This window comes from Ensifer sp. Root127, assembly GCF_001425225.1.
Lineage (GTDB): Bacteria > Pseudomonadota > Alphaproteobacteria > Rhizobiales > Rhizobiaceae > Ensifer > Ensifer canadensis.
This window is the reverse complement of record NZ_LMDX01000052.1, coordinates 21,960-44,054: the sequence shown is the minus strand read 5'-3', so window position 1 is coordinate 44,054 and position 22,095 is coordinate 21,960. Positions and strand designations below refer to the sequence as shown.

Below are 22,095 nucleotides of genomic sequence, written 5' to 3'. Positions count from 1 at the left end.
TCTACACTTGCACGAAGTGCTCCGCCGAAATCTGGCGGTACTGCCGCTCGCCCACGACATAGTCGGGCGCGCGCATCGGGCTCTTGATCTCGTCGCTGGCGACATTGCGCCTGGTGTGCCGCCGGGTCGGATCGGCGATCGGCACGGCTGCCATCAGCTTGCGGGTGTAGGGGTGCTGCGGGTTTTCGAAGATATCGGTGCGCGGGCCGATCTCGACGATCTCGCCGAGATACATTACCGCGACACGGTGGCTGACGCGTTCGACGACGGCCATGTCGTGCGAGATGAAGAGATAGGCAAGGCCGAGGCTCGCCTGCAGGTCGAGCAGAAGGTTGATGACCTGCGCCTTGATCGAGACGTCGAGGGCCGAGACCGATTCGTCGGCAACGATGACCTTCGGATCGAGCGCCAGCGCCCGCGCAATGCAGACACGCTGGCGCTGTCCGCCGGAGAATTCATGCGGGTAGCGCGCGGCCATGTCGGCCTGCAGGCCGACGCGCTCCAGCAGGTCGGCGACCTTGTCGCGGGCCTGGCTCGCGGTGCCGAGCTTGTGCTCGAGATAGGGTTCGGCGATCGCAGCCCCCACGGTCATGCGAGGATTGAGGCTGGCGAAGGGATCCTGGAAGATCATCTGCATGGTCCGGCGCATTTCGCGCAAGCGTTTGCGATCCATGGCCAGCACGTCCTGGCCGTTGAGAACGACCGACCCGCTCTGCGGTTCGATCAGCCGCATGATGGCGCGACCGGTGGTCGACTTGCCGCAGCCGGATTCGCCGACGAGCGACAGCGTTTCGCCCGGCTGCAGGCTGAAGGAGACGTTTTCGATGGCGTGCACGCGGCCCTGCAGCTTGCCGAGCAGCCCGGCATGAATGTCGAAGCGCTTGACGAGGTTTTTCACCTCAAGGATCGGGCGGGTCTGAGCGACCGTGCTCGTTCCCTCGGCCGGCGTATCCGGCAGGCCAGTGACGCTGTCGATAACAGGAAAACGCAGCGGCTGCGGCTTGCCCTTCATCGAGCCGAGCATCGGTACGGCCGAGAGAAGTGCGCGGGTATAGGGATGTTTGGCGCGCAGGAAGATGTCGTCCGTCCGGCCGGTTTCCACCGCTTCGCCGCGGAACATCACCACGGTGCGGTCGGCGATCTCCGCAACCACGCCCATGTCGTGGGTGATGAACAGGACGGACGTTCCTTCCTCCTCCTGCAGCACCTTGATGAGGTCGAGGATCTGTCCCTGGATCGTCACGTCGAGGGCGGTCGTCGGCTCGTCGGCGATCAGGAGCTTCGGACGGCTGGCAAGCGCCATGGCGATCATGACGCGCTGGCGCATGCCGCCGGAGAAGCGGTGCGGGTATTCGTCGAAACGGGAAGCGGCCGACGGGATCCTGACCTTGTCGAGCAGGCGAATGGTCTCGGCCTTCGCTTCCGCCTTGCTCATCGGTCGATGGCAGAGCAGCGCTTCGGAAATCTGGTCGCCGATGGTGAACAGCGGGTTCAGGCTGGTCATCGGCTCCTGGAAGATCATCGCCACTTCGTTGCCGCGCACGCGACGCATGTCGCTTTCCGGCAGATCGAGGATGTTGCAGCCGCCGAGCATGACTCGCCCTTCGGTTCGGCTCATGTCCTTCTGCAGCAGGCGCATGATCGAAAGGGACGTCACGCTCTTGCCCGAGCCGGATTCACCGACGATCGCCACCGTCTCTCCCGGCATGACCGAGAACGAGATGTCCCGCACCACAGGCTTCCAGGCGCCGTCGACCAGAAACGAGGTTGTCAGGTTCTCGACCGAAAGCACAGCTTTCGACGGATCGGTGGCAGCGTCGGTGCGGGTCATGTCTCACATTCCTTGTCGTTCTGCACGGGGTGGGCGGATCGGTCTCAGTCGGGCCAGCGCAACAGGCCGGCGAAGCGGCGGGCATTGCGCTCATGAAGCGGCGTGGCGATGATCTCGTTGGAGCTGCGCGCCTTTGTCAGCTCCTCGGAAAGGCGGTCTGCCACGATGGTTTCCTGGCCGGGGTGCAGGTTGCAGGGGTCGAGATAGAAGTAATTGTGCTCGACCTCGTGGTCGCGCACGATGATCGGCGGCTGACCGCGCGCCAGCGCATCGGCGAGATCCCAGGCGGTGATGTGGGCTTCCTGCGGATCGATGGTGACGCGCAGGCGGTCGAGCGGATTGCCGGTCGGGTCAGCTTCGATCACGTGCTTGACGCCCGGGCGGCCGTCGAGCGTGTCGCGCCAGAGATGGAGATAGCCGGCCTCGCGGTCGCGGATCCCCTGGTGGTCGCGCGTTTCCCAGGCGATGAGGGCTGCCATCACGCCGAGCATGCTTTCCTTGCCGACCTTCATGCCGCGGCCGATGCCGAGGTTCTGCAGGAAGGCGTTGCGCACCAGCGTCTTTTCGCCGGCGACGATGCCGGAGGTCGGGCCGCCCAGGAATTTGTGACCGGAATAGAGGACGATGTCCGCGCCCTGTTCGAGGAAGATCTTCAGATCATATTCGGATGCGGCATCGACGATGACCGGCACGCCCTTGGCATGGCAGGCCTCGGCGAATTCCTTGAGCCCGATAAGGCCGTACTGAACCACATGGTGGGAGACGACATAGATGGCAGCCGCCGTGCGCTCGTTGATGGCGCCTTCGATGTGATAGCGATAGGCCGACGTCGCCTGGCCGACGAGCACCGGCTTGCCGCCGGCAATGCGGATCGCCTGGTCGACCGGCGCACCATAGCTGACGACATGGCCCATCTGGATGATGACTTCGTTCTTCAAGCCCGTGGCATCGGGCAGGCGCTCGATCGCGGCGAGGTCGTTGCCGGTCATGGTGCCGGCGACTGCAAGGCTGATGCCGGCGGAGCAGGAGGCGGTGATGAAGCCGGCCTCGGCGCCCGTCAGCCGGGCAATCACCGGGCTGATCTTGCGCTGCAGGTCGTTGATCTCGACGAATTGCGGCAGTATGCCTGTCATCGCGGCGATCGCTTCCGGAACCACGATCGATGCGCCGAGGCTGGTCATCGTGCCGGATACGTTGATAACGGGCCGAAGTCCGAGAGCTTCGCGGATGTCGCGGTCAGGCATGGTGGTCTCCATATGATTTTCTGGCAGTCGGAACAGGTTAAGCTATTCCGTTTTCGCGGAATATCTACCATAGTAATGAGATATGAACGGGCCGTTTCGGATCGCCGAACCGGCCGTTGTCGCGGGTGAGACGGAAAGCCGTTGCTGACCGCCCATCTGATGCGAATTTCGAATTGCATGGGAGTAGACCCTTGGACAAGACGACGATTGCCGCCGAAGCCGGCGACGACATGGAGCCGACCGGCAAGACCCGCCGTTCGCGCGTAAGCGGCATGGATCGGGCATTGCAGGTGCTCGACTTCCTCTACGAGACCGGTTCTCCGAGCGGCGTCTACGCGATTGCCAAAGCGGTCGGCGCGCCGCTGTCGACGGCCTATGTCATCGTCGACGACATGGTGGAAAAGAACCTGCTCAGCCGCGATGCCGACGGCCAGGTCTGGCTCGGTGACAGGCTCTACCATTACGGTCTCGCCTATGCGCGCTCGCTCGATTTCCTCGGCGTGGCGACGCGGGAGATGCATGATCTCGGTCGCGAGGTTGCCGAAACCATCCAGCTCTGCGGTCGCGACGGCGACTACATGCAGGTGCTCGCCATGGCGGACGGCCCCGGCCATTTCCAGGTGACATCCAGGGTCGGCACCCGGGTGCCGCTTAACTGGACGGCCTCCGGACGATTGCTGGTCGGCCATCTGCCCTCCGACGAGAGGTTGGAGCTGTTCCGCCGTTGCGCCCGCACATCGCCGACGGGCCGGGCCGATGTAGATCCGGCCGCACTGTCGAGCCAGGCCGAGACGGCGCTTGCCGCCAAGCTTTCGATCCAGGCCGGTGAATCCGACTATGCGGTCGCCTGCGTCGCCGCCCCGATCCTCGACGACAAGGGCAGTTGCGTCGCGACCATCTCCATCGTTCTGCCCGAACAGAAGATCGTCGACGATCGCAACTTCTACGCCGATCACGTCAGGGTTTCCGCCGAGCGGATCGAGAAGATGATGGGCTGGCGCAGCCATTGATCCGACCTCCCTTAAACCGTCACTCGTGAAGCGAGACGATCGCTTCGATCTCGACGGTGATGTTGCCGGGAAGCGATCCGAAACCGACGGCCGAGCGGGCATGCTGCCCCGCTTCGCCGAAGACGTCGATCAGCAGGTCGGAGCAACCATTGATCACCTGCGGATGATCGGCGAAGTCCGGTACGGCGTTGACCATGCCGAGGAGCTTGACGATGCGCTTGACGCGGCCGAGATCGCCGAGCGCATCATGCATCACCGCCAGCAGATTGATGCCCGTCAGCCGCGCGTGCTCATAGGCGCTTTCAACGTCGACGTCGGCGCCGACCTTGCCGGCATGCAGGTGGCCGTCGACCTCGCGCGGGCCCTGTCCGGAGAGGTAGAGAATGTTGCCCTCCTGAACATGGGTGACGAAGTTGGCGATCGGCGGCGGTGCCGGGGGCAGGTCGATGCCGAGGGCTGCAAGCCTCTGGTAGGGCGAAGCCGGCACACGGCCCTTGGTCTTATGGTCCAAACTGTTCACGCGATATCCTGCCAGTTTCTGTGTTCTGTGATGGTTCAACGGTAGCTGAAGCCGTGGCTGTGGTCGGGGCATTCGACATGCTGCGGCTGGTATCTGTTTGCCGCCACGACGTCCGTGCCCATGAGCGCATATCGCGGCTCGAAGAGGCGGTTGAGATGCGCTTCGGCTCCAAGTGAATCGAAGACGCGCAGTTCGGAATCGACGAGATCGAAGAGGGTGAACTCGGCGCGCGCGCCGACGGTCAGAAGCCCGTCCATCGGCAGGCGAATGACCGAGGCCGGAGCCTGCGTCACGGCCTCGACGACCTTTTCGAACTGCATGCCGACGCTCAAGAGCTTCGACATGGTGGTGCCGAGGTCCCAGACTGACTGGTTCATGCTGCGCAGGTGCACATCGGTGGAGATCGAGAAGGGCAGCAGGCCGCGGGCAATGGCGACTTCCGCGACGCGGAACGAAAACGACGCGCCGCCATGGCCGATGTCGAGCCGGATGCCTTCGCCGGCGCAGCGCTCGGCAAGCTCGAACAGGTCTTCGTCCTCGATGATGCTACTGCCGGCCTTGCCGTTGAAGCAATGGGTGACGATGTCGCCGGGGCCGAGGATTTCAAGCACTTCGTCATAGAGCGCCGGCGGTTCGCCAACATGCACCATCATCGGGATCTTGAGGATCTTGGCGATCTTCTTGCCGAGCTTGACCGGGGTTACGCCCCAGGAGCCGGTGATCACGTGGCTGGCGCGCACTTTCAGGCCGACGATATGCTCGCGGTTTTCCTGGTAGCAGGCGATGATGCGGTCGATGTCAATCGAGCGGATGTCGCTGAGCTCGCTGACGCGGTTGCAGGCGACGAGGCCGATCGAGCCGAGATTGAGGAAGGCCTTGATGCGCTCGCGCGCCGGCTCGATGATGTATTCGCGAAAACCATGGAAGTTGGCTTCGCCGGCCGAACCGGCGTCGACGATGGTGGTGACGCCGCGCTCCATGCCGCAGAGTTGCGGCCGGACCGAAATGTCGGTGCCGCCATGCCAGACATGGGCGTGCAGATCGATCCAGCCGGGCGAAATCCAGGCACCCTTGCCGTCGATGCGCTGGGTGCCTTCAGGCGCCGACAACTGGCTGCCGATGCGGGCAATGGTGCCGTCGCCACCGATCAGGATGTCGACGGTTTCGCTCGGTGCCGCCATGCCGAAGGCGACGGGCTTCACGTTGCTGATCAGCACGGGGCTGGTGCTACGGGTTGCGGTGGGCATGGATCACAGGTCCTTTCTGAGGCGGGGGTCGAGCATGTCGCGCAAACCATCGCCAACCATCTGCAGGGACAGAACCGAAAGCACGATGGCGATGCCGGGAAACAGCGTCACCCAATCGGCCTGTCCGATATATTGCCGGCCCGAGGCGATCATCGTGCCCCAGGTCGGGATCTCAGGACTGACGCCGACGCCGAGGAAGGAAAGCCCGGCTTCGGCCAGCATGGCATGGGCAAACAGGAACGTGCCCTGCACCAGGATCGGCGAGAGCAGGTTGCGCAGCACATGCCGCGTCATGATGTGCGGCGTCGAGATGCCGAGCGCGCGAGCCGCCTCGACATAGGGCAGCTCGCGGATCACCAGCGTCGAGGCGCGCACCACCCGCGCCAGCCGCGGCGCGTAGACGACGCTGAGCGCGACGATCACCGTCGTCAGCGACGGGCCGAGGGCGGCGACGAGCGCGATCGCCAGCAGGATATCGGGAAAGGCCATCATCGCGTCGATCAGGCGGGCGATCGGCGCGTCGAGCTTCGGAAAGAAGCCGGCGACGAGGCCCATGACGACACCGACGATCGTTGCGAGCGTGACGACGGCGGCGCCGACGAGCAGCGAAAGCCGGCCGGCATAGAGCGTGCGCGAAAACACGTCGCGCCCGAATTCGTCAGTGCCGAAGAACCATTGCAGGCTCGGCGGCGACAGGCGGTTGACGATCGACAGCTTGCCGGGCGCATAGGGCGCGATCAGCGGCGCGAAGACGGCCAGGAGCACGAAGACGACGAGAACGAAGAGACCGAAGGCAACGGTCTTGCGCTTGAGCAGGCGGCGCAGGAACTTGGCACGCTCGCTTGCGACAGGGGTTGATACGGTGGCGGTCATCAGTAGCGAACCCTTGGATCAACGAGGAGATAGAGCATGTCGATCGCGAAATTGATCAGCACGTAAAGAGCGGCGATGACGAGCAGCGCGCCCTGGATCACAGGGTAGTCGCGCCTGAGCACGGCGGAGACGACGAGATTGCCGACGCCCGGAAGGCCGAAGACGGTTTCTGTGACGACGGCGCCGGAGATCAGAACCGCGGCGGTGAGACCGATGATGGTCAGGATCGGGATGAGGGCATTCTTCAGCGCGTGTTTCATTACCACCTTGCGTTCGCCGAGACCCTTGGCGCGGGCGGTGCGGATGAAGTCGTCGCCGAGCACATCGAGCATCGAGGCGCGGGTAAAGCGCAGGATCAGCGCCGAGGAGACGACCCCGAGCGCAATGGCCGGCAAGGTCAGATGGTACATGCGCTCTGCGAAGGATGAACCCGGCCCGCCGTAACCCGAAACCGGGAACCAGCCGAGGCGGACCGCGAGGAACTGGATGAGGATCAGGCCGAGCCAGAAGCTCGGAATGCTGGCGGCAAGCATCGCCAGCGTGGTGGCCGCCTGGTCGACGAAGGAGCCGCGGCGGTAGGCGGCGTAGATGCCGATCGGCAGCGCAATGCCGCTGGCGATCAGAATCGAGAACAGGGTCAGGAAGAAGGTCGGCTCGGCACGCTCGGCAAGCGCCGAAGTGACCGGCTGGTTGAGGAAGATCGACTGGCCGAGATCGCCCTGCAGCAGCTGCCCGATATAGTAGACATATTGCAGGCCGAGCGACTGGTCGAGACCAAGCTTGGTGCGCAATTCGGCGATGTCTTGCTGCGTCGCTTCCGGTCCGAGCATGACGGCGGCGGGATCGCCGGGTGTCACGCGGACGATGACGAAGACAATGGTGACGACGAGCGCCATGACTACGATCATGCCGAACAGGCGCTGGAGAATATAGCGTATCATGGGTGCCTCGAACTTCTTCCGCACGGGCACTGGCAAGGCAGCGCCGGGCTATCCGGCGGGCAGCAATCCGTGAAGGGAAAGACCGCCCGCCGAAGGCTTCAAGTGGATGAAAGCTTACTTCTTGATCGAAGCGTTCCAGAAGTAGGGCCACGGCGCGGGGGAGACGCCGTCAAGCGTCTTGGTCTTTGCCGACAGGGCGTTGAAGTCGCCGATCTTGATGAACGGCACTTCCTCGTAGATCACCTTCTGGACGTCGGCCCAGAGTGTGACGCGCTTGCCAGCATCCGATTCGGCGTTGAAGGCATCGACGGCCTTGGCGCGGGCCGGCGTATCCCAGTTTCCGGGCGCCTTGGTCGACATCATGCCGATCAGCGCCGGTTCCGGCAGGAACGGGCTGTGGGTGATATAGATATCCCAGAGTGTCGGGTCGGCGCGGCGCTGGGTGAGCGTTGCCCAGTCGACCACCTGCAGATCGACGGTGAAGCCCGCGAGCTTCAGATACTCGGCGGCGACCTGTGCCATTTTGTAGTGGAACTCGTACTGGCGGCTGGTCAGGATGCGCAGCGGCTCACCCTTGTAGCCGGTAGCCTTCAAGAGTTCGCCTGCCTTTTCCGGATCGGCGACATTGTAGCCGCCTTCCGTGCCGGCTTCGGTGCGCCAGACATACTGCGCCGGGTAGAGGGCGGCATCGAGCGCGTAGAAGTCGGTGCTGCCGAAGGCGGCCGCCATCATGTCTTCCATGCTGAGTGCGGCGCGGATCGCCTTGCGCAGTTCCAGATTCTTGGTCATGCCGTTGCCTGAGTTGAGGACAAAGACAGGCCAGCCGAAAGGCTGCAGCATCACAGGTTCGGAAGCGCTCGAGCCTTTCACCCGTTCGAAGGATTCGACCGGCAGCGAATCGACGTAGTCGTACTGACCGGAGACGGCGGCCTCGACACGGGTGTTCGGGTCGGGAACCGGCACGAAGCGGATCTCGTCGGCATACTGGTGACGCGCGCCGCCATAACCGTTGCTTTCGCCCTCGGGCGAGACATAGCCGTCGTAACGCTCAAGCTGGATGTACTGGTCGGCCTTGCGCTCCTTGAGCTTGTAGGGGCCGGTGCCGACGAAATCGACCATCGGCTCAGCCTGCTTTTCCGAAGGCAGTACGATTGCCGCGGAATTGTTGAAGGCGAGCAGCGAGACCAGCGGCGCATAGGGGGTGTTGAGCGAGATCTTGACCGTGGTCGGGTCGACGGCCTCGATGCCGGCGATCGTCGTTGCCGTCTGCTTGCCGCGCGAGGCGGTCTTCGTCCAGCGCTCGAGCGAGGCGACGACGTCGGTCGCATCCATGTCGGTGCCGTCATGGAACTTGACGCCGGAGCGCAGCTTGATCGTGTAGGTTTTGCCGTCGGCGCTGATTTCCGGCATGGCCACAGCCAGAAGCGGCGTCGGCTTCCAATCCTTGTCGAAGGTGTAGAGCGTCTCGAACATATGCTGCGAGACGATGCCGACCAGGTCGGCCGTCGAAGCCATAGGGTCGAGCGTCGGCGGCTCGCCGACCGTGGCGACGTTGATGACGCCGCCCTTTTCCTGCGCGAAGGCGAAGGACGAGGAGGCGATGAGTGCCGTTCCCAGAAGCAGTGCAATCCTTGCTGATTTCATCTTATGTTCCTCTCTTATAGTTATATCATAGTTATGTACTAAGATACTTTATATTGGAATGATAAGGTCAGCCTTACGGAAATGTCAAGCCGCAGCCAAAACCGACGGTCATCATGGCAGCGGGGCCGGCGACGCTGATCAGTCAGGGGAGGGATCGATGAGGGAGCACTTTTCGCTTTGGGCGGGCACGCATTGATCAAGCGGAGCGCGCTGCTCGACGCTTGAACACGACGAAATCGGCTGTCCTGCGCTCAGGAAAGTGCTTGCCTTACATCAGGTTATGCTTTCACCCGCCGCCCAGACGGGCGGCAGGGCCTTCATCGCAGGTTTACCGATAAGGCGAGTAGCAGGCGCGGCGGGCGCCATAATAGGGCTGGAAGGTATTGTCCCATGCCCGGTAGGAGCTGTATCGACTGTAGCACCAGCTCGTATGGGCGTTGCCGCCATAGTACCGTCTCGGCTGGGCCATCAGCCCGCCGATGATGGCGCCGGCGGCAAGGCCGCCGATGATCGCGCCTACATTGTCATCGTCGTCGTCGTCATCCCAGTGGCGGTGACGGTAATAGCGCCGATCGCCCCGCCATCGGTAGCCATCGTATCCGCGATACCAGCGGCGGTGATAGTACTGCACGGTCTCGACGTCGGAGATGCCTGCCTTCATGGGTGTTACCGACGGGAATGCCTGTACCGGGGCTGCGCTGGAGAAGGCCGTTGCCAGCGAAAGCGCAACAATTGCCAGCTTTTTCATTGGCTTCACCATTTCCTTTCATTGGGGAAATGGATGAGGGCATGTTTTGTGCCGGAGAACGGGCAGAAACTCACGGCTTCGTGAATGCGCGGCAATCGGTTGGCTAGACGCTGAACTCTTCGAGCCTCTGCATGAAAATGCCGAAGCCGGCGCGGCGATAGGTGTCCTGTGCCTTGGCGTGATCCCAGGTATCCGTGTGCAGCCAGACGCGATCCGGTGCCCGATCCCAGATGGCACGCAGTGAGCCATCGAGAAGAAACGGCCCCAGCCTTCTTCCCTGCGCTTGCGGGATCAGGCCGAAATGGGTGAGTTCGACATCGGAAGTGTCAGCGCGCTCGAATTCGCAGAGCCCGACGGCACTGCCTTCCACCCGCAGGATATAGAGCGCGGTCGACGGGCTGCGCAAAAAGGCATCGAGCTCATCGGCAGGCATGCGCAGTCGCTGATCCCAGCGCAAAGGTTCGGCGACTGCGCGGTAGAGCGAGAGGAATTCCTCTGCTGCCAAGCGCTCAGGCGCAAACGCCGTGCCCTCGACAGGCGGCAGCAAAGGCTCGCCAGTCGGCCGAGTGCGCATTTCCATGTAGGTCACAAGCAGCTGAACCATGATCGCTTACATCGGCATCGGGTGCATCGGCATCGCAAGAGCCGGCTCGGCGGAGCGTCGCGCCTGTGATTTGTCCTGCTGACGAGAAGGATGGTGATCCCGGCGCGATTCGAACGCGCGACCCCCAGATTAGGAATCTGGTGCTCTATCCTGCTGAGCTACGGGACCACTCGGATAGCACCCATACAAAAGCAAGGCCTCTTCGCCAAGTGTTTTTGCGCGGTGCCTTCGCGAAATAGGGCATGGCGTGCGGTGCCGGGAATGCAGGGGATTGCGGAAGGCGCCTGTCCAATCCGGTTTCCTCCTCTACCGAGGCGTGCCGAAATCGGGGGCTGGTGTTTCCCGTCTTTCGGATGCTAAGCAGTGATCAGCGCCGGCTTGAGGAGGCTGGCGCTCCTTCATGCGACCTTCACCCAGAGACCTGATCCAGACATGTTCATCGGAATTGATTGGGGCGGCACGAAAATGGAAGTCATCGCGCTTGATCGCGATGGTGAAACGCGCGCCCGCCACCGCGTCGCGACCCCGACCAGCGGCTATGACGACTGCATTCTGGCCGTTCACGGCCTTGTTGCCGCCGCCGAAAAGACGGCGGGCGAACAAGGATCGATCGGCATCGGCATTCCCGGCAGTCCCAATCCGCGCACCGGTATCGTGCGCAACTCCAACGCTGTGCTGATCAACGGCAAGCCGCTCGGGCGCGACCTCGAACAGGCGCTCGGCCGCAAGGTGCGGCTCGCCAACGACGCCAATTGCCTGGCGGTGTCGGAGGCAGTCGACGGTGCCGGCAAGGACGCGCAGACAGTGTTCGGCGTGATTGTCGGCACCGGCCATGGCGGCGGGCTGGCGATCGGCAAGAAGGTGCATGCCGGCTACCAGGGCGTCGCCGCCGAAATCGGCCACTATCCGCTGCCATGGATGACCAAGGACGAGTATCCCGGCCACAAATGCTGGTGCGGCAAACACGGCTGCCTCGACATGTACGCCTGCGGCACCGGGGTCGAGCTCGACTATCGCCTGACCACCGGCGTCGAAAAGCGTGGTCGCGATATCATCGAGGCGAAGCGGGCCGGCGATCCGGCGTCAACAGGCGTCTACAATCGTTTCGTCGACCGGCTGGCGCGCAGCCTTGCGCTTTTGACCAACATCGTCGACCCGGATGTCTTCGTGCTCGGCGGGGGCATGTCGAATGTCGACGAGATCTATGAGGATGTGCCGCCGCGGGTGGTCAACTACCTCTTTGGCGACAGTTTCGAAACGCCTGTTCGCAAGGCGATGCACGGGGACAGTTCCGGCGTGCGCGGCGCGGCTTGGCTCTGGAAGGATTGAGCGGAGGCTTCATGAATATCGACAATGATCTCAAGCGCATCGGCCAACAGGAGCGCGAGCTGCAATTCGACAGTTTCGACCTGGAAATGGCATGGCAACTGGGCACGACGTTGCGCCGCATGGCCGCCGAACGCAAGCTCGGCGTCGTCATCGATGTCACGCTGTTTTCGATGCAGGTGTTTTATACCGCGCTTGAGGGCGCGACGCCTGACAATCCGAACTGGGTGCGCCGCAAGCGCAACACCGTTTTTCGCCTTTTCAAGAGCAGCTACTCGACCGGCCTCGGGCTGTTGAAGCAGCAGACCAATCTGCAGGCGAAGCTCGGGCTTCCGGATGCCGAATATGCGGCCCATGGCGGCAGTTTCCCGATCGTCGTCAAGGGCACGGGCTGCATCGGTGCGGTGACCGTGTCCGGCCTGCCGCAGCGCGAGGACCACAACATGGTGGTCGAGGCGCTGGCCGAGCTGCTCGGCAAGAACCATGATGAACTGAAGCTCGAGGGCTGAACCGTTGCCGCAGGATATTTTCTCGCAATCCGCTATCTTGTCGGCGTGGCTGGCCGAAAGGGCCCTGCCGCTCTGGCGCGAAAAGGGCGTCGATGCCACGGGCGGCGGTTTCGCCGAAACCATCGACATGGCCGGCGAGCCAACGCGGGCCAATCGCCGGGCGCGGGTGCAGCCGCGTCAGGTCTACTGTTTCGCCGAGGCCGGCAGGCGCGGCTGGGCGGGCGACTGGAAGAGTGCCGCCGAGGGCGGGCTTGCCTATTTCGATCGGGTCTATCTGCAGCCGACGGGCTTTTACGGCGCGCTTGCGGATGCCGACGGCAACCTCATCGATGCCGCCTTCGACCTCTACAATCAGGCTTTCGCGTTGCTGGCCTTTGCCTATCTGGCCGAGGTCTTCCCCGAGCGCAGGCCGGAAATGATCGAGCGCAGCAACGGTTTGCGCCAACGCATCGAGGCCCACTGCAAGCACCCGCTCATCGGCTTTGAAGAGGACGATCCGTCGCGGCTGCCGCTCTGCTCCAATCCGCACATGCATCTGTTCGAAGCGTGCCTGGCGAGCGAGGAGGTCGTCGGCTTTGATCGCGTCGCCTGGTTCAACCTTGCAGACGAGATCGCGCATCTGGCGATGGATCATTTCATCGACGGCGGTACCGGCGCGTTGCGGGAGTTCTTCGACCACGACTGGGCGCCGTTCCCGGGTGACAAGGGGCGTATCGTCGAGCCCGGCCATCTGTTCGAATGGGCGTGGCTGTTGCTGCGCTGGGCCGAGCGGCGCGGCAATGCCGAGGCGATCGTCAAGGCGCGGCGGCTGTTTGCGATCGGCGAGGCGCACGGCATCTGCCCGACCCGCAATGTCGCGGTCATGACGCTCTTCGACGATTTCTCGGTCGCCGACCCGATCGCACGGCTTTGGCCGCAGACGGAATGGCTGAAGGCTTCGGTTCGTTTTGCAGCCCTCACAGAAGGCGCGGAGCGTGAGCGCTATCTCGCCTCGGCGGCGCGGGCGGCTTCGGCACTCAACCTGTTCCTGGAGACACCGGTGGCCGGGCTGTGGCGCGACAAGCAGAAACCAGATGGCAGTTTCGTCGACGAACCGGTGCCGGCGAGCAGTTTCTACCATATTCTCTGCGCCATCTATGAAACGCAGGATTGCCTCGGCCGTCTTTAGAGCATTTCCAGGAAAAGTGCGAAGCGGTTTTCCGTCAGGAAATGCGGAAAAACGAAGCGACAGAGCGTTTCCGCGGCTCAATTTAAGCCAGAAACGCTCTGAGTTTGTCTTCTGATGGCATTCGCATGGCTCGCTGCGGTCGCGGCGGGCCATTTTCTTTGCCGTGGCGTTCACCCAAAAGGCGGAATCGCCTTTCTGTCGCTCCTGTGCGCAGACTGAAACCGCATGCGCCAAGGCTACCAAGCCAACGTCATTGCGGCAAATTAAATCCGTTCATATGTTGACATAAAGATGTCTTTATGTGATTGACTTGACTATTGCTTGTCGTTTTCAGAACGGGAGATTTCCCATGTCCGCCATCGACGCCCTTTTCGGCGACCTTTCCTCCAAGCCGGATGGCTCCGAAGTCATGCGGGCGCTGAAGCAGGCGGCCAGCGAGCGCATCCTGATCATGGATGGTGCAATGGGCACGGAAATCCAGCAGCTGGGTTTCGTCGAGGATCACTTCCGTGGCGATCGCTTCGGCGGTTGTGCCTGCCATCAGCAGGGCAACAACGACCTGTTGACCCTGACGCAGCCGAAGGCGATCGAGGACATCCACTATTCCTACGCCATCGCCGGCGCCGACATCCTGGAAACGAACACGTTCTCCTCGACCCGCATTGCCCAGGCCGACTACGGCATGGAAGACATGGTCTACGACCTCAATCGTGACGGCGCCCGCCTGGCGCGCCGGGCGGCAAGGCGCGCCGAAGCGCATGACGGCCGTCGCCGGTTCGTCGCCGGAGCGCTCGGCCCGACGAATAGGACCGCGTCGATTTCGCCTGACGTCAACAATCCGGGCTACCGGGCGGTGACCTTCGACGATCTCAGGATCGCCTATGCCGAACAGATCCGCGGCCTGATCGACGGCGGCGCCGATATCATCCTGATCGAGACGATCTTCGATACGCTCAACGCCAAGGCGGCGATCTTCGCCACCAAGGAAGTGTTCGCAGAGAAGGGTATCGAACTGCCGGTGATGATCTCCGGCACGATCACCGATCTTTCCGGCCGTACGCTGTCGGGCCAGACGCCGACGGCGTTCTGGCATTCCGTGCGCCATGCCGAGCCTTTCACCATCGGGCTCAACTGTGCGCTCGGCGCCAATGCCATGCGCGCGCACATCGACGAACTTTCGAGTGTCGCCGACACCTTCGTCTGCGCCTATCCGAACGCCGGCCTGCCAAACGAATTCGGGCGATATGACGAGACCCCGGACCAGATGGCAGCCCAGGTCGAAGCCTTTGCCCGCGACGGTCTCCTCAACATCGTCGGCGGCTGCTGCGGCTCGACGCCCGCCCATATCAGCGCGATCGCCAAGGCGGTTGCCAAACACCCGCCACGCCTGATCCCCGATGTCGCGCCGCTGATGCGGCTCTCGGGCCTCGAGCCCTTCACGCTCACCTCAGACATTCCCTTCGTCAATGTCGGCGAGCGCACCAACGTCACCGGCTCGGCCAAGTTCCGCAAGCTGATCACCGCCGGCGACTATTCCGCAGCGCTCGATGTCGCCCGCGATCAGGTCGCCAACGGCGCGCAGATCATCGACATCAACATGGACGAGGGCCTGATCGATTCGAAGCAGGCGATGGTCGAGTTCCTCAACCTTATCGCTTCCGAACCTGATATCGCCCGCGTGCCCGTCATGATCGATTCGTCGAAGTGGGAGGTGATCGAGGCCGGATTGAAATGTGTCCAGGGCAAGCCGCTGGTCAACTCGATCTCGATGAAGGAAGGCGAAGAGGCGTTTCTGCATCACGCCAGGCTTTGCCGCGCCTATGGCGCTGCCGTCGTCATCATGGCCTTCGACGAGGTTGGGCAGGCAGATACCAAGGCGCGCAAGGTCGAGATCTGCACCCGCGCCTACAAACTGCTGACCGAAGAAGCCGGCTTCCCGCCCGAAGACATCATCTTCGACCCGAACATCTTTGCCGTCGCGACCGGCATCGAGGAACACAACAACTACGGCGTCGACTTCATCGAAGCAACGCGCGAAATCATTGCGACGCTGCCGCATGTGCACATCTCCGGCGGGGTCTCCAACCTGTCGTTCTCCTTCCGCGGCAACGAACCGGTGCGCGAGGCGATGCACGCCGTGTTCCTCTACCATGCCATCCAGGCGGGCATGGACATGGGCATCGTCAATGCCGGCCAGCTTGCCGTCTATGACGGCATCGATGCCGAGCTGCGCGAGGCCTGCGAAGACGTGGTCCTGAACCGCCGCGCCGATTCGACCGAACGCATGCTGGAGATTGCCGAGCGCTATCGCGGACAGGGCGGCGCCCAGGCCAAGGAGAAAGATCTTTCCTGGCGTGAATGGCCGGTCGAAAAGCGACTCGAGCACGCGCTGGTCAACGGCATCACCGAATATATCGAGGCCGATACCGACGAGGCGCGGCTTTCGAGCGCCCGGCCGCTGCATGTCATCGAAGGTCCGTTGATGGCCGGCATGAATGTCGTCGGCGATCTTTTCGGCTCGGGCAAGATGTTCCTGCCGCAGGTGGTGAAATCGGCGCGCGTGATGAAGCAGGCGGTTGCCGTTCTGCTTCCGCACATGGAAGCCGAGCGGCTGGCCGCCGGTGGCGAAGGCGAGCGCCAGAGCGCCGGCAAGATCCTGATGGCGACGGTCAAGGGCGACGTGCACGACATCGGCAAGAACATCGTCGGCGTCGTGCTTGCCTGCAACAATTACGAGATCATCGATCTCGGCGTCATGGTGCCATCCGCCAAGATCCTCGAGGTGGCCAAGGCGCAGAAGGTCGACATCATCGGCCTTTCCGGCCTGATCACGCCATCGCTCGACGAGATGGTGCATGTTGCCTCGGAGCTCGAGCGCGAAGGTTTTGATATCCCGCTGTTGATCGGCGGCGCGACGACGAGCCGGGTGCATACGGCGGTCAAGATCAATCCGCGCTACGACCGCGGCCAGACGGTCTACGTCACCGATGCGAGCCGTGCGGTCGGGGTCGTCTCCAGCCTGTTGTCGTCGGAAGCCAAGGGCTCTTACGTCGAGACGATCCGCGCTGAATATCGCAAGGTTGCCGACGCCCATGCTCGCAACGAGGCGGAAAAGCGCCGCCTGCCGCTATCGCAGGCGCGCGCCAATGCTCACAAGATCGACTGGAGCGGCTATCAGGCCAAGGCTCCCTCGTTTCTCGGTACGCGGGTGTTTCAGGGGTGGGAGCTGGACGAGCTGGCGCGCTACATCGACTGGACGCCGTTCTTCCAGACCTGGGAACTGAAGGGCGTCTATCCCAAAATCCTCGATGACGAGAAGCAAGGGCAGGCCGCACGTCAGCTGTTCGAGGATGCGCAGGCCATGCTTGCCAAGATCATCGCCGAGAAATGGTTTGCCCCGAAGGCGGTCGTCGGCTTCTGGCCGGCCGGAACCGTCGGCGACGACATCCGGCTGTTTACCGAGGAAACGCGCGGCGAGACGCTCGGCACCTTCTTCACGCTGCGTCAGCAGCTGAGCAAGCGCGACGGGCGACCGAACGTGGCGCTGTCGGATTTCGTCGCACCTGTCGACAGCGGCAGCAGAGATTATCTCGGCGGCTTCGTCGTCACGGCCGGTATCGAGGAAGTGGCGATCGCCGAGCGCTTCGAGCGCGCCAACGACGACTATTCGTCGATCATGGTCAAAGCACTGGCCGACCGGTTCGCCGAAGCCTTTGCCGAGCGCATGCATGAATACGTGCGCAAGGAACTCTGGGGTTATGCTGCGGACGAGACATTCTCGCCGCAGGACCTGGTCGGTGAGCCCTATGCCGGTATTCGCCCGGCACCTGGCTATCCGGCTCAGCCCGACCATACGGAAAAGGAAACGCTGTTCCGGTTGCTCGACGCCGAAAAGGCGATCGGCGTGACCTTGACCGAGAGCTTTGCGATGTGGCCCGGTTCGTCCGTCTCCGGTCTCTATGTCGGCCATCCCGAGGCCTATTATTTCGGTGTCGCCAAGGTCGAGCGGGATCAGGTGGAGGATTATGCGGGGCGCAAGCGTATGCCGGTGCGCGAGGTCGAACGCTGGCTGTCCCCGATCCTCAACTACGTGCCGATGCCCGAAGCAGAGGCAGCCGAGTAATCTCGGGAATCCAACAATAGTGCTGGCGGGCAATCATGCCCGTCAGTCTCGCGCTTGAAGCGAGGCGGTCTGCAAGGCCGGCCATGCGGCGAAACCGTCTTTCCCACTTGCCTCAATCCAAGATGAAACTGCGCCGAGCGCTTGGCGATGCCGGCACTTGCCGATTTCTTGAAGCCTCTATGCTTTCCTGAACTGGGCTATTGCTCTGTATTCGTCGTTTATGGTCGGTAGCGCCAATATATTTCTTGAGGCGCCCAAAAATAATGGGATGGAAATTCCGAAAGGATTCCAATCGAAACGAACGTGATTCAACGTTGTTTTTCGGCAGTGCCGCTGCATTTCGGGCCGTATTCCAAATGAAACATTGAAAATCCCGAAAAAAGAATTATATGGGTGCAATCGAATATTGCTTGCGACCTTTGTCAAAGCGCTGAAAAGCGTTGTCAGATTTCCTCTCAACATCGACACGGCTCGGCGAATACCCGTCGAGCGAAATCAACGATTGAAAGGAGATCGTTATGAATTCAGGCACTGTAAAGTGGTTCAATGGCACCAAGGGTTTTGGCTTCATCCAGCCGGATGACGGTACGACCGACGTGTTTGTTCATGTTTCCGCTGTAGAGCGTGCAGGCATGGGCTCGCTGGCGGAAGGCCAGAAGGTCACCTACGACATCGTCCGCGACCGCAAGACCGGCAAGAACTCTGCCGACAATCTCCGGGCGGAATGAATCGTCATCTGCCTCCCCCGACCACGGATGTACTGGCTGGGGACGTTTGATTGACGGGAAGAGGTCGGGTGAAGCCCGGCCTTTTTGCGTCCGGACCCTGCACATTCCGGGGAAGGAAACTATCATGACCCGCAGAATTTGTGCCGTTGGCGACACGGTGACCGTAAGGGCCGATTTCACCAAGCTGGCACCCGCCGTCAGGACGTGCCGGATCATCGGTGTTCTGCCCGCCGACCACGGCGAGACCCAATATCGCGTCCGTTTCGACGGCGAGAACTTCGAACGTCGCATCGTTGCAAGCGACGTCGAGACCACTGAGGCGGCCTCTCCCATCGAAGAGGGACCGTCGCGCATCATTGCCAAGGGTGAACCCTGGCTGAAACCGTCGCGCATCCGGATCGGAAGATAGCTACAGCAATCTCGGTCCGCCGATGTGCGGCCCCAACCAAAGGGAAGGATACATCTTGCAGGTACTCGTCAGAGACAACAACGTCGACCAGGCACTCCGCATTCTGAAGAAGAAAATGCAGCGCGAGGGACTGTTCCGCGAATTCAAGGCGCGCAGCGCCTATGAAAAGCCGTCGGAAAAGCGCGTTCGCGAAAAGGCCGAAGCCGTTCGTCGCCAGCGCAAGCTCGCGCGCAAGAAGCTTCAGCGCGAAGGCCTGCTGCCGGCACCGAAGAAGGCTGTCCGCACCCGCTAAATCTGAGGTACCGATGCCGATTTCGGCATCGGTCCACGCCCGAGCGAGGAGGTACGCATGACGTCGACGAAGAAAGATCTTTTCAAGCCTGAGCGTTTGTCGGCAGCCGACAAGGCTGCGGCGACCGACCATACGGCCCGCGGTATCGTTGCGGCGGAAAAGCTGGCGCGCGAGAAGAAGACCGAAAAGCTCAAGGCTCAGCGGTTGTTGCAGGAGGCTGACGCCGAACCCGTGGCCCCGGCGCCCAAGCGCCAGCCGGCACGCAAGCGCACGAGCGCCTGATTGCGCTCATCGGCCGGGCGCAGCCATTGCCCGGCAATGTTCTGCCAACCAAGCCCGACATAACCTCCTTGATAGATCGTCCGCCCGCCGCGCATCCCACTCGACGCGCGGCTAGGCAATGTTTGTGCAGTTGGTTCCAACGCCGGGCTAGTTGACCGCGCTCGGCTCAGGAAACTGCCACTTTCCATCCAGTATTTCCTGCCGCGGCCGATAGAGACGCACCGCGTAGTTCCAGCCCTTGGTTGTCGGCAGGCAGTTGGCGATCTTGCCGTCGCAACCGCCGAACTGGATCGCCACCGTGCCATCATCGCCCTTCTTCGCGGTGATATCGTTGACCGTGTAGGCATCATACTTGTTCTTCTCGAAATACCCGGCAGCATTGTAGACGCTCACCGACCAGAATGCGTCGACGGGCACGTCTTTCACATCGAGCTTGTACACAGTCGCGCCGTCATTTTTGGTCGGCGTGATGTTGAGATAAACCGCATCCTTATCCGGATTCCCGCCCCAGCCCGACGCCGTGCCGATCAGATGGCGAACGGGATCGACTTGCTCCTTGGTCCCGAAGGCTTTCTTGAAGTCGGGCATCGTCGCGCCGAGCACGAGCAATGCCTCGCGCACCGTCTTCTGGCTCGCCGGATCCCAGGCGGGGACCTCGAAGCTGCCGCTCTTCGCCTGACTGGCCTTGATCGCGTCCTGCAAGGCATGGACCGCTTCGATATCCTTGGCGTCGGCCGGGTCGACGAGCGTGCGAATTGCCACGACGACATAGCGCGTGCCGACACCCTCCTTCGTCAGCGTGTGCTCTCCGGCATCGTAGACGACCTCGGGCACGTAGTGATCCTCGTTGATCACCTGCATCGACATGAAGCGCTTTCCTGCATCGGGCAGCGTGATGGTGACAGGACCGGCATCAAGGTCGAACACCGCCGAGGAATAGAGCGTGTCGCGGTTGAGGCGTATGACCGTCTGGTTGTCGATCGAGGCGGGCTCGCGGCGGTGCAGGAACTTGCCCAGCGCCCCGTCCTTGACCATGGCCGCGGCATACATGTCGCTCTCGGCGCGGATGAAATTGTCGACTCCGACGATTACAGGATCTGCGGCGGTGGCCGGCAGGATGCCGATCAAGGCAAGGGTCGCCGCGAGAGCAACAGTGGTTCGAAATGTATTCATGCTGGTCATCCTCTCTGCTCATGTCGCAGATTTCAGTGGCGGGGCTTTCCATTTGCCGTCGAGGGCATCGGGTTTTGGCCAGTAGAGGCGCATCACCACGAAGAACGGGCCCTTGGGAGCCGGTAGCCAATTGCTCTCCCGATCTGCGCCTGGGCTCTCGTTCTGGACATGAAGCGTCAGGCCGCCGTCGGCATCCTGCTTCAGGCTCGGGAGCATCGGCGAATTGATGAGATAACGGTTGAGCGGATTGGCGTAGAGCAGGCTTGCCGGCAGTTCGTAGAGCGTCAGCGACCAGAAGGCATTGACGGGGGGCAGTTGGCCGTGTTCGAAGCGCAACGCATATTTGCTCGCGCCGGAGAGCGGTTGCTTCTGATCGTCGATGAAATAGGCAGGATAGATCGCCTCTTCCTTGGAGTTGCCGTAGATGCCGAGCACAGCACCGGACATGCGCTGCATGTAGTCGTTCTTCAGGAAGGCTCGGGTTCCGAAGCAGTCGGCGCTCGAGAGCTTGCCGGTATCGATCATGGTTTCCTTGTGTTCCTTAAAGGCCGCCCAGCCGTCGGCCATGCCGTCGGTGATCGCCTTCTGGATATCCGGCGGGAAGGCCGTGAAGTCGAATGTCTTGCCAGCACCGATGTTGAGCTCGGAAAAGCGTGCCATCAGCTCCTTTTCCGAAGGATCGGTCGGGCAGAACTGCAGAATGAAGTTGAGTTCGCTGAAGACCTCGGGCGACGTCTTTTCCTCCTCCGCACTGAGCGGCGTGAAGAAGTCGACGGCGGGGGCGGGCGCAGGCGCCGGCTTTCCGAGAAATGCCGACAAGGGCTCGACCTTGTAGCCGGCCTGGATCTTCTTGACGTTCTCGATATCGCCAGGATTGAAGAGCTGCGTGCGGTAGAGCACGAAGGCAAACTCCGTTTCCGAGCGGATGACGTCCTTGATGCCGGGAGGGGTTTCGCCCTTCCAGTTCGGCCCGGCAAGCAGGTAGCTGCCGGCATCGTTGCCTGTCGCGCGGCTGCCGACATAGGCGAAGTTGAAGGTGTACTGTTCGATGAACTGAAGCGAGTAGTACCGTTCCTTCTCGATTGCCGGCACGGTGAACACCAACGGTTCGGCCCTGAGATCCGCGCCGACATAGGAGTAGGGCGTGTCTGAATTCGGCGTCTGGATCGCCTTGTCGTCCGGCGTATAGACCCGGGCATTGTTGAACAGCGTGTTCCACGGCGCCTTGAACTCCGGCCCGCCGGCGTCGACGAAATAGGAATGTTGCACGCGGTAATTGTCGACCAGCGGAAATCCGTAGATCGTTGCCTCCTTGGCGATCGCCCGCGCGTCATCAGGCGTGAGGGCCGCATCTGCGGCGAAGGACGGCAAGGCTGTCACATGGGGAAGCGCGGTAGCAAGCGCGCCGTACATCAGAATGGTC

The 22,095-nt window shown here is 62.3% G+C and carries 20 protein-coding genes and 1 tRNA gene; 9 read left to right on the top strand and 12 right to left on the bottom strand.

Features of this window, described 5'->3' with window-relative positions:
* Position 1 precedes the first annotated feature (1 nt).
* Together ASD03_RS32705 and ASD03_RS32700 are read right to left on the bottom strand one after the other, a co-directional pair.
* Positions 2 to 1,831, bottom strand: coding sequence for an ABC transporter ATP-binding protein (locus ASD03_RS32705; protein ID WP_025425012.1), 1,830 nt, complete (start codon positions 1,829 to 1,831; stop codon positions 2 to 4).
* A 44-nt stretch (positions 1,832 to 1,875) separates the two neighbouring features.
* Complete coding sequence (locus ASD03_RS32700; RefSeq protein ID WP_025425011.1) at positions 1,876 to 3,075, bottom strand: aminotransferase class V-fold PLP-dependent enzyme; 1,200 nt, start codon at positions 3,073 to 3,075, stop codon at positions 1,876 to 1,878.
* A 230-nt stretch (positions 3,076 to 3,305) separates the two neighbouring features.
* Here ASD03_RS32700 and ASD03_RS32695 point away from each other — a divergent pair, with 230 nt between their 5' ends.
* Positions 3,306 to 4,085 carry an IclR family transcriptional regulator gene (locus ASD03_RS32695; RefSeq protein WP_051509186.1) on the top strand — a complete coding sequence of 260 codons (780 nt, stop codon included), beginning with the start codon at positions 3,306 to 3,308 and terminating at the stop codon, positions 4,083 to 4,085.
* A 19-nt stretch (positions 4,086 to 4,104) separates the two neighbouring features.
* On the opposite strand, the gene ASD03_RS32690 is transcribed toward ASD03_RS32695, so the two are convergent.
* From ASD03_RS32690 to ASD03_RS32655, 8 genes are all read right to left on the bottom strand, one after another.
* On the bottom strand, positions 4,105 to 4,596 hold the full coding sequence (locus tag ASD03_RS32690; RefSeq protein WP_025425009.1) for a RidA family protein: 492 nt from the start codon (positions 4,594 to 4,596) through the stop codon (positions 4,105 to 4,107).
* 44 nt (positions 4,597 to 4,640) lie between these two features.
* On the bottom strand, positions 4,641 to 5,852 hold the full coding sequence (locus ASD03_RS32685; RefSeq protein ID WP_025425008.1) for an amidohydrolase/deacetylase family metallohydrolase: 1,212 nt from the start codon (positions 5,850 to 5,852) through the stop codon (positions 4,641 to 4,643).
* 3 nt (positions 5,853 to 5,855) lie between these two features.
* A complete protein-coding gene (locus tag ASD03_RS32680; protein ID WP_025425007.1) occupies positions 5,856 to 6,725 on the bottom strand; it encodes an ABC transporter permease in 870 nt (289 codons plus the stop codon).
* Positions 6,725 to 7,666, bottom strand: coding sequence for an ABC transporter permease (locus tag ASD03_RS32675; protein ID WP_025425006.1), 942 nt, complete (start codon positions 7,664 to 7,666; stop codon positions 6,725 to 6,727). The genes ASD03_RS32680 and ASD03_RS32675 overlap by 1 nt, the downstream gene beginning before the upstream one ends.
* A 114-nt stretch (positions 7,667 to 7,780) precedes the next feature.
* On the bottom strand, positions 7,781 to 9,310 hold the full coding sequence (locus ASD03_RS32670) for an ABC transporter substrate-binding protein (RefSeq protein WP_025425005.1): 1,530 nt from the start codon (positions 9,308 to 9,310) through the stop codon (positions 7,781 to 7,783).
* 328 nt (positions 9,311 to 9,638) lie between these two features.
* Positions 9,639 to 10,058 (bottom strand): BA14K family protein, encoded by a 420-nt coding sequence (locus tag ASD03_RS32665; RefSeq protein WP_038576546.1) that lies wholly within the window; start codon positions 10,056 to 10,058, stop codon positions 9,639 to 9,641.
* Between the two features lie 103 nt (positions 10,059 to 10,161).
* Positions 10,162 to 10,662 carry a GNAT family N-acetyltransferase gene (locus tag ASD03_RS32660; RefSeq protein ID WP_025425003.1) on the bottom strand — a complete coding sequence of 167 codons (501 nt, stop codon included), beginning with the start codon at positions 10,660 to 10,662 and terminating at the stop codon, positions 10,162 to 10,164.
* A gap of 91 nt (positions 10,663 to 10,753) precedes the next feature.
* Positions 10,754 to 10,830, bottom strand: a tRNA-Arg gene (locus ASD03_RS32655).
* A gap of 264 nt (positions 10,831 to 11,094) precedes the next feature.
* Here ASD03_RS32655 and ASD03_RS32650 point away from each other — a divergent pair.
* The 8 genes from ASD03_RS32650 to ASD03_RS32615 all read left to right on the top strand — a co-directional run bounded on the left by ASD03_RS32650 (position 11,095) and on the right by ASD03_RS32615 (position 19,499).
* A complete protein-coding gene (locus tag ASD03_RS32650) occupies positions 11,095 to 11,991 on the top strand; it encodes an ROK family protein (protein WP_025425002.1) in 897 nt (298 codons plus the stop codon).
* Positions 11,992 to 12,002: 11 nt separating this feature from the next.
* A complete protein-coding gene (locus ASD03_RS32645) occupies positions 12,003 to 12,497 on the top strand; it encodes a heme-degrading domain-containing protein (protein ID WP_025425001.1) in 495 nt (164 codons plus the stop codon).
* Between the two features lie 4 nt (positions 12,498 to 12,501).
* The gene (locus tag ASD03_RS32640; protein ID WP_025425000.1) at positions 12,502 to 13,665 is read left to right on the top strand and encodes an AGE family epimerase/isomerase; all 1,164 of its coding nucleotides are present in this window, start codon (positions 12,502 to 12,504) and stop codon (positions 13,663 to 13,665) included.
* A 349-nt stretch (positions 13,666 to 14,014) separates the two neighbouring features.
* Positions 14,015 to 17,788 (top strand): methionine synthase, encoded by a 3,774-nt coding sequence (gene metH / locus ASD03_RS32635; RefSeq protein ID WP_025424999.1) that lies wholly within the window; start codon positions 14,015 to 14,017, stop codon positions 17,786 to 17,788.
* 518 nt (positions 17,789 to 18,306) lie between these two features.
* Positions 18,307 to 18,516 carry a cold-shock protein gene (locus tag ASD03_RS32630; RefSeq protein ID WP_025424998.1) on the top strand — a complete coding sequence of 70 codons (210 nt, stop codon included), beginning with the start codon at positions 18,307 to 18,309 and terminating at the stop codon, positions 18,514 to 18,516.
* 124 nt (positions 18,517 to 18,640) lie between these two features.
* Positions 18,641 to 18,925 (top strand): hypothetical protein, encoded by a 285-nt coding sequence (locus tag ASD03_RS32625; protein WP_025424997.1) that lies wholly within the window; start codon positions 18,641 to 18,643, stop codon positions 18,923 to 18,925.
* A gap of 55 nt (positions 18,926 to 18,980) precedes the next feature.
* Positions 18,981 to 19,217 (top strand): 30S ribosomal protein S21, encoded by a 237-nt coding sequence (rpsU, locus tag ASD03_RS32620; RefSeq protein ID WP_025424996.1) that lies wholly within the window; start codon positions 18,981 to 18,983, stop codon positions 19,215 to 19,217.
* Positions 19,218 to 19,274: 57 nt separating this feature from the next.
* On the top strand, positions 19,275 to 19,499 hold the full coding sequence (locus tag ASD03_RS32615; protein WP_025424995.1) for a hypothetical protein: 225 nt from the start codon (positions 19,275 to 19,277) through the stop codon (positions 19,497 to 19,499).
* 147 nt (positions 19,500 to 19,646) lie between these two features.
* Here the strand turns inward: ASD03_RS32615 and ASD03_RS32610 are convergent, their stop codons facing one another.
* Together ASD03_RS32610 and ASD03_RS32605 are read right to left on the bottom strand one after the other, a co-directional pair.
* Entirely contained in the window at positions 19,647 to 20,672 is a 1,026-nt protein-coding gene (locus tag ASD03_RS32610) for a DUF1254 domain-containing protein (protein WP_025424994.1), read from the bottom strand.
* Positions 20,673 to 20,690: 18 nt separating this feature from the next.
* Positions 20,691 to 22,085 (bottom strand): DUF1254 domain-containing protein, encoded by a 1,395-nt coding sequence (locus ASD03_RS32605; RefSeq protein WP_057210812.1) that lies wholly within the window; start codon positions 22,083 to 22,085, stop codon positions 20,691 to 20,693.
* Between the last annotated feature and the right edge of the window lie 10 nt (positions 22,086 to 22,095).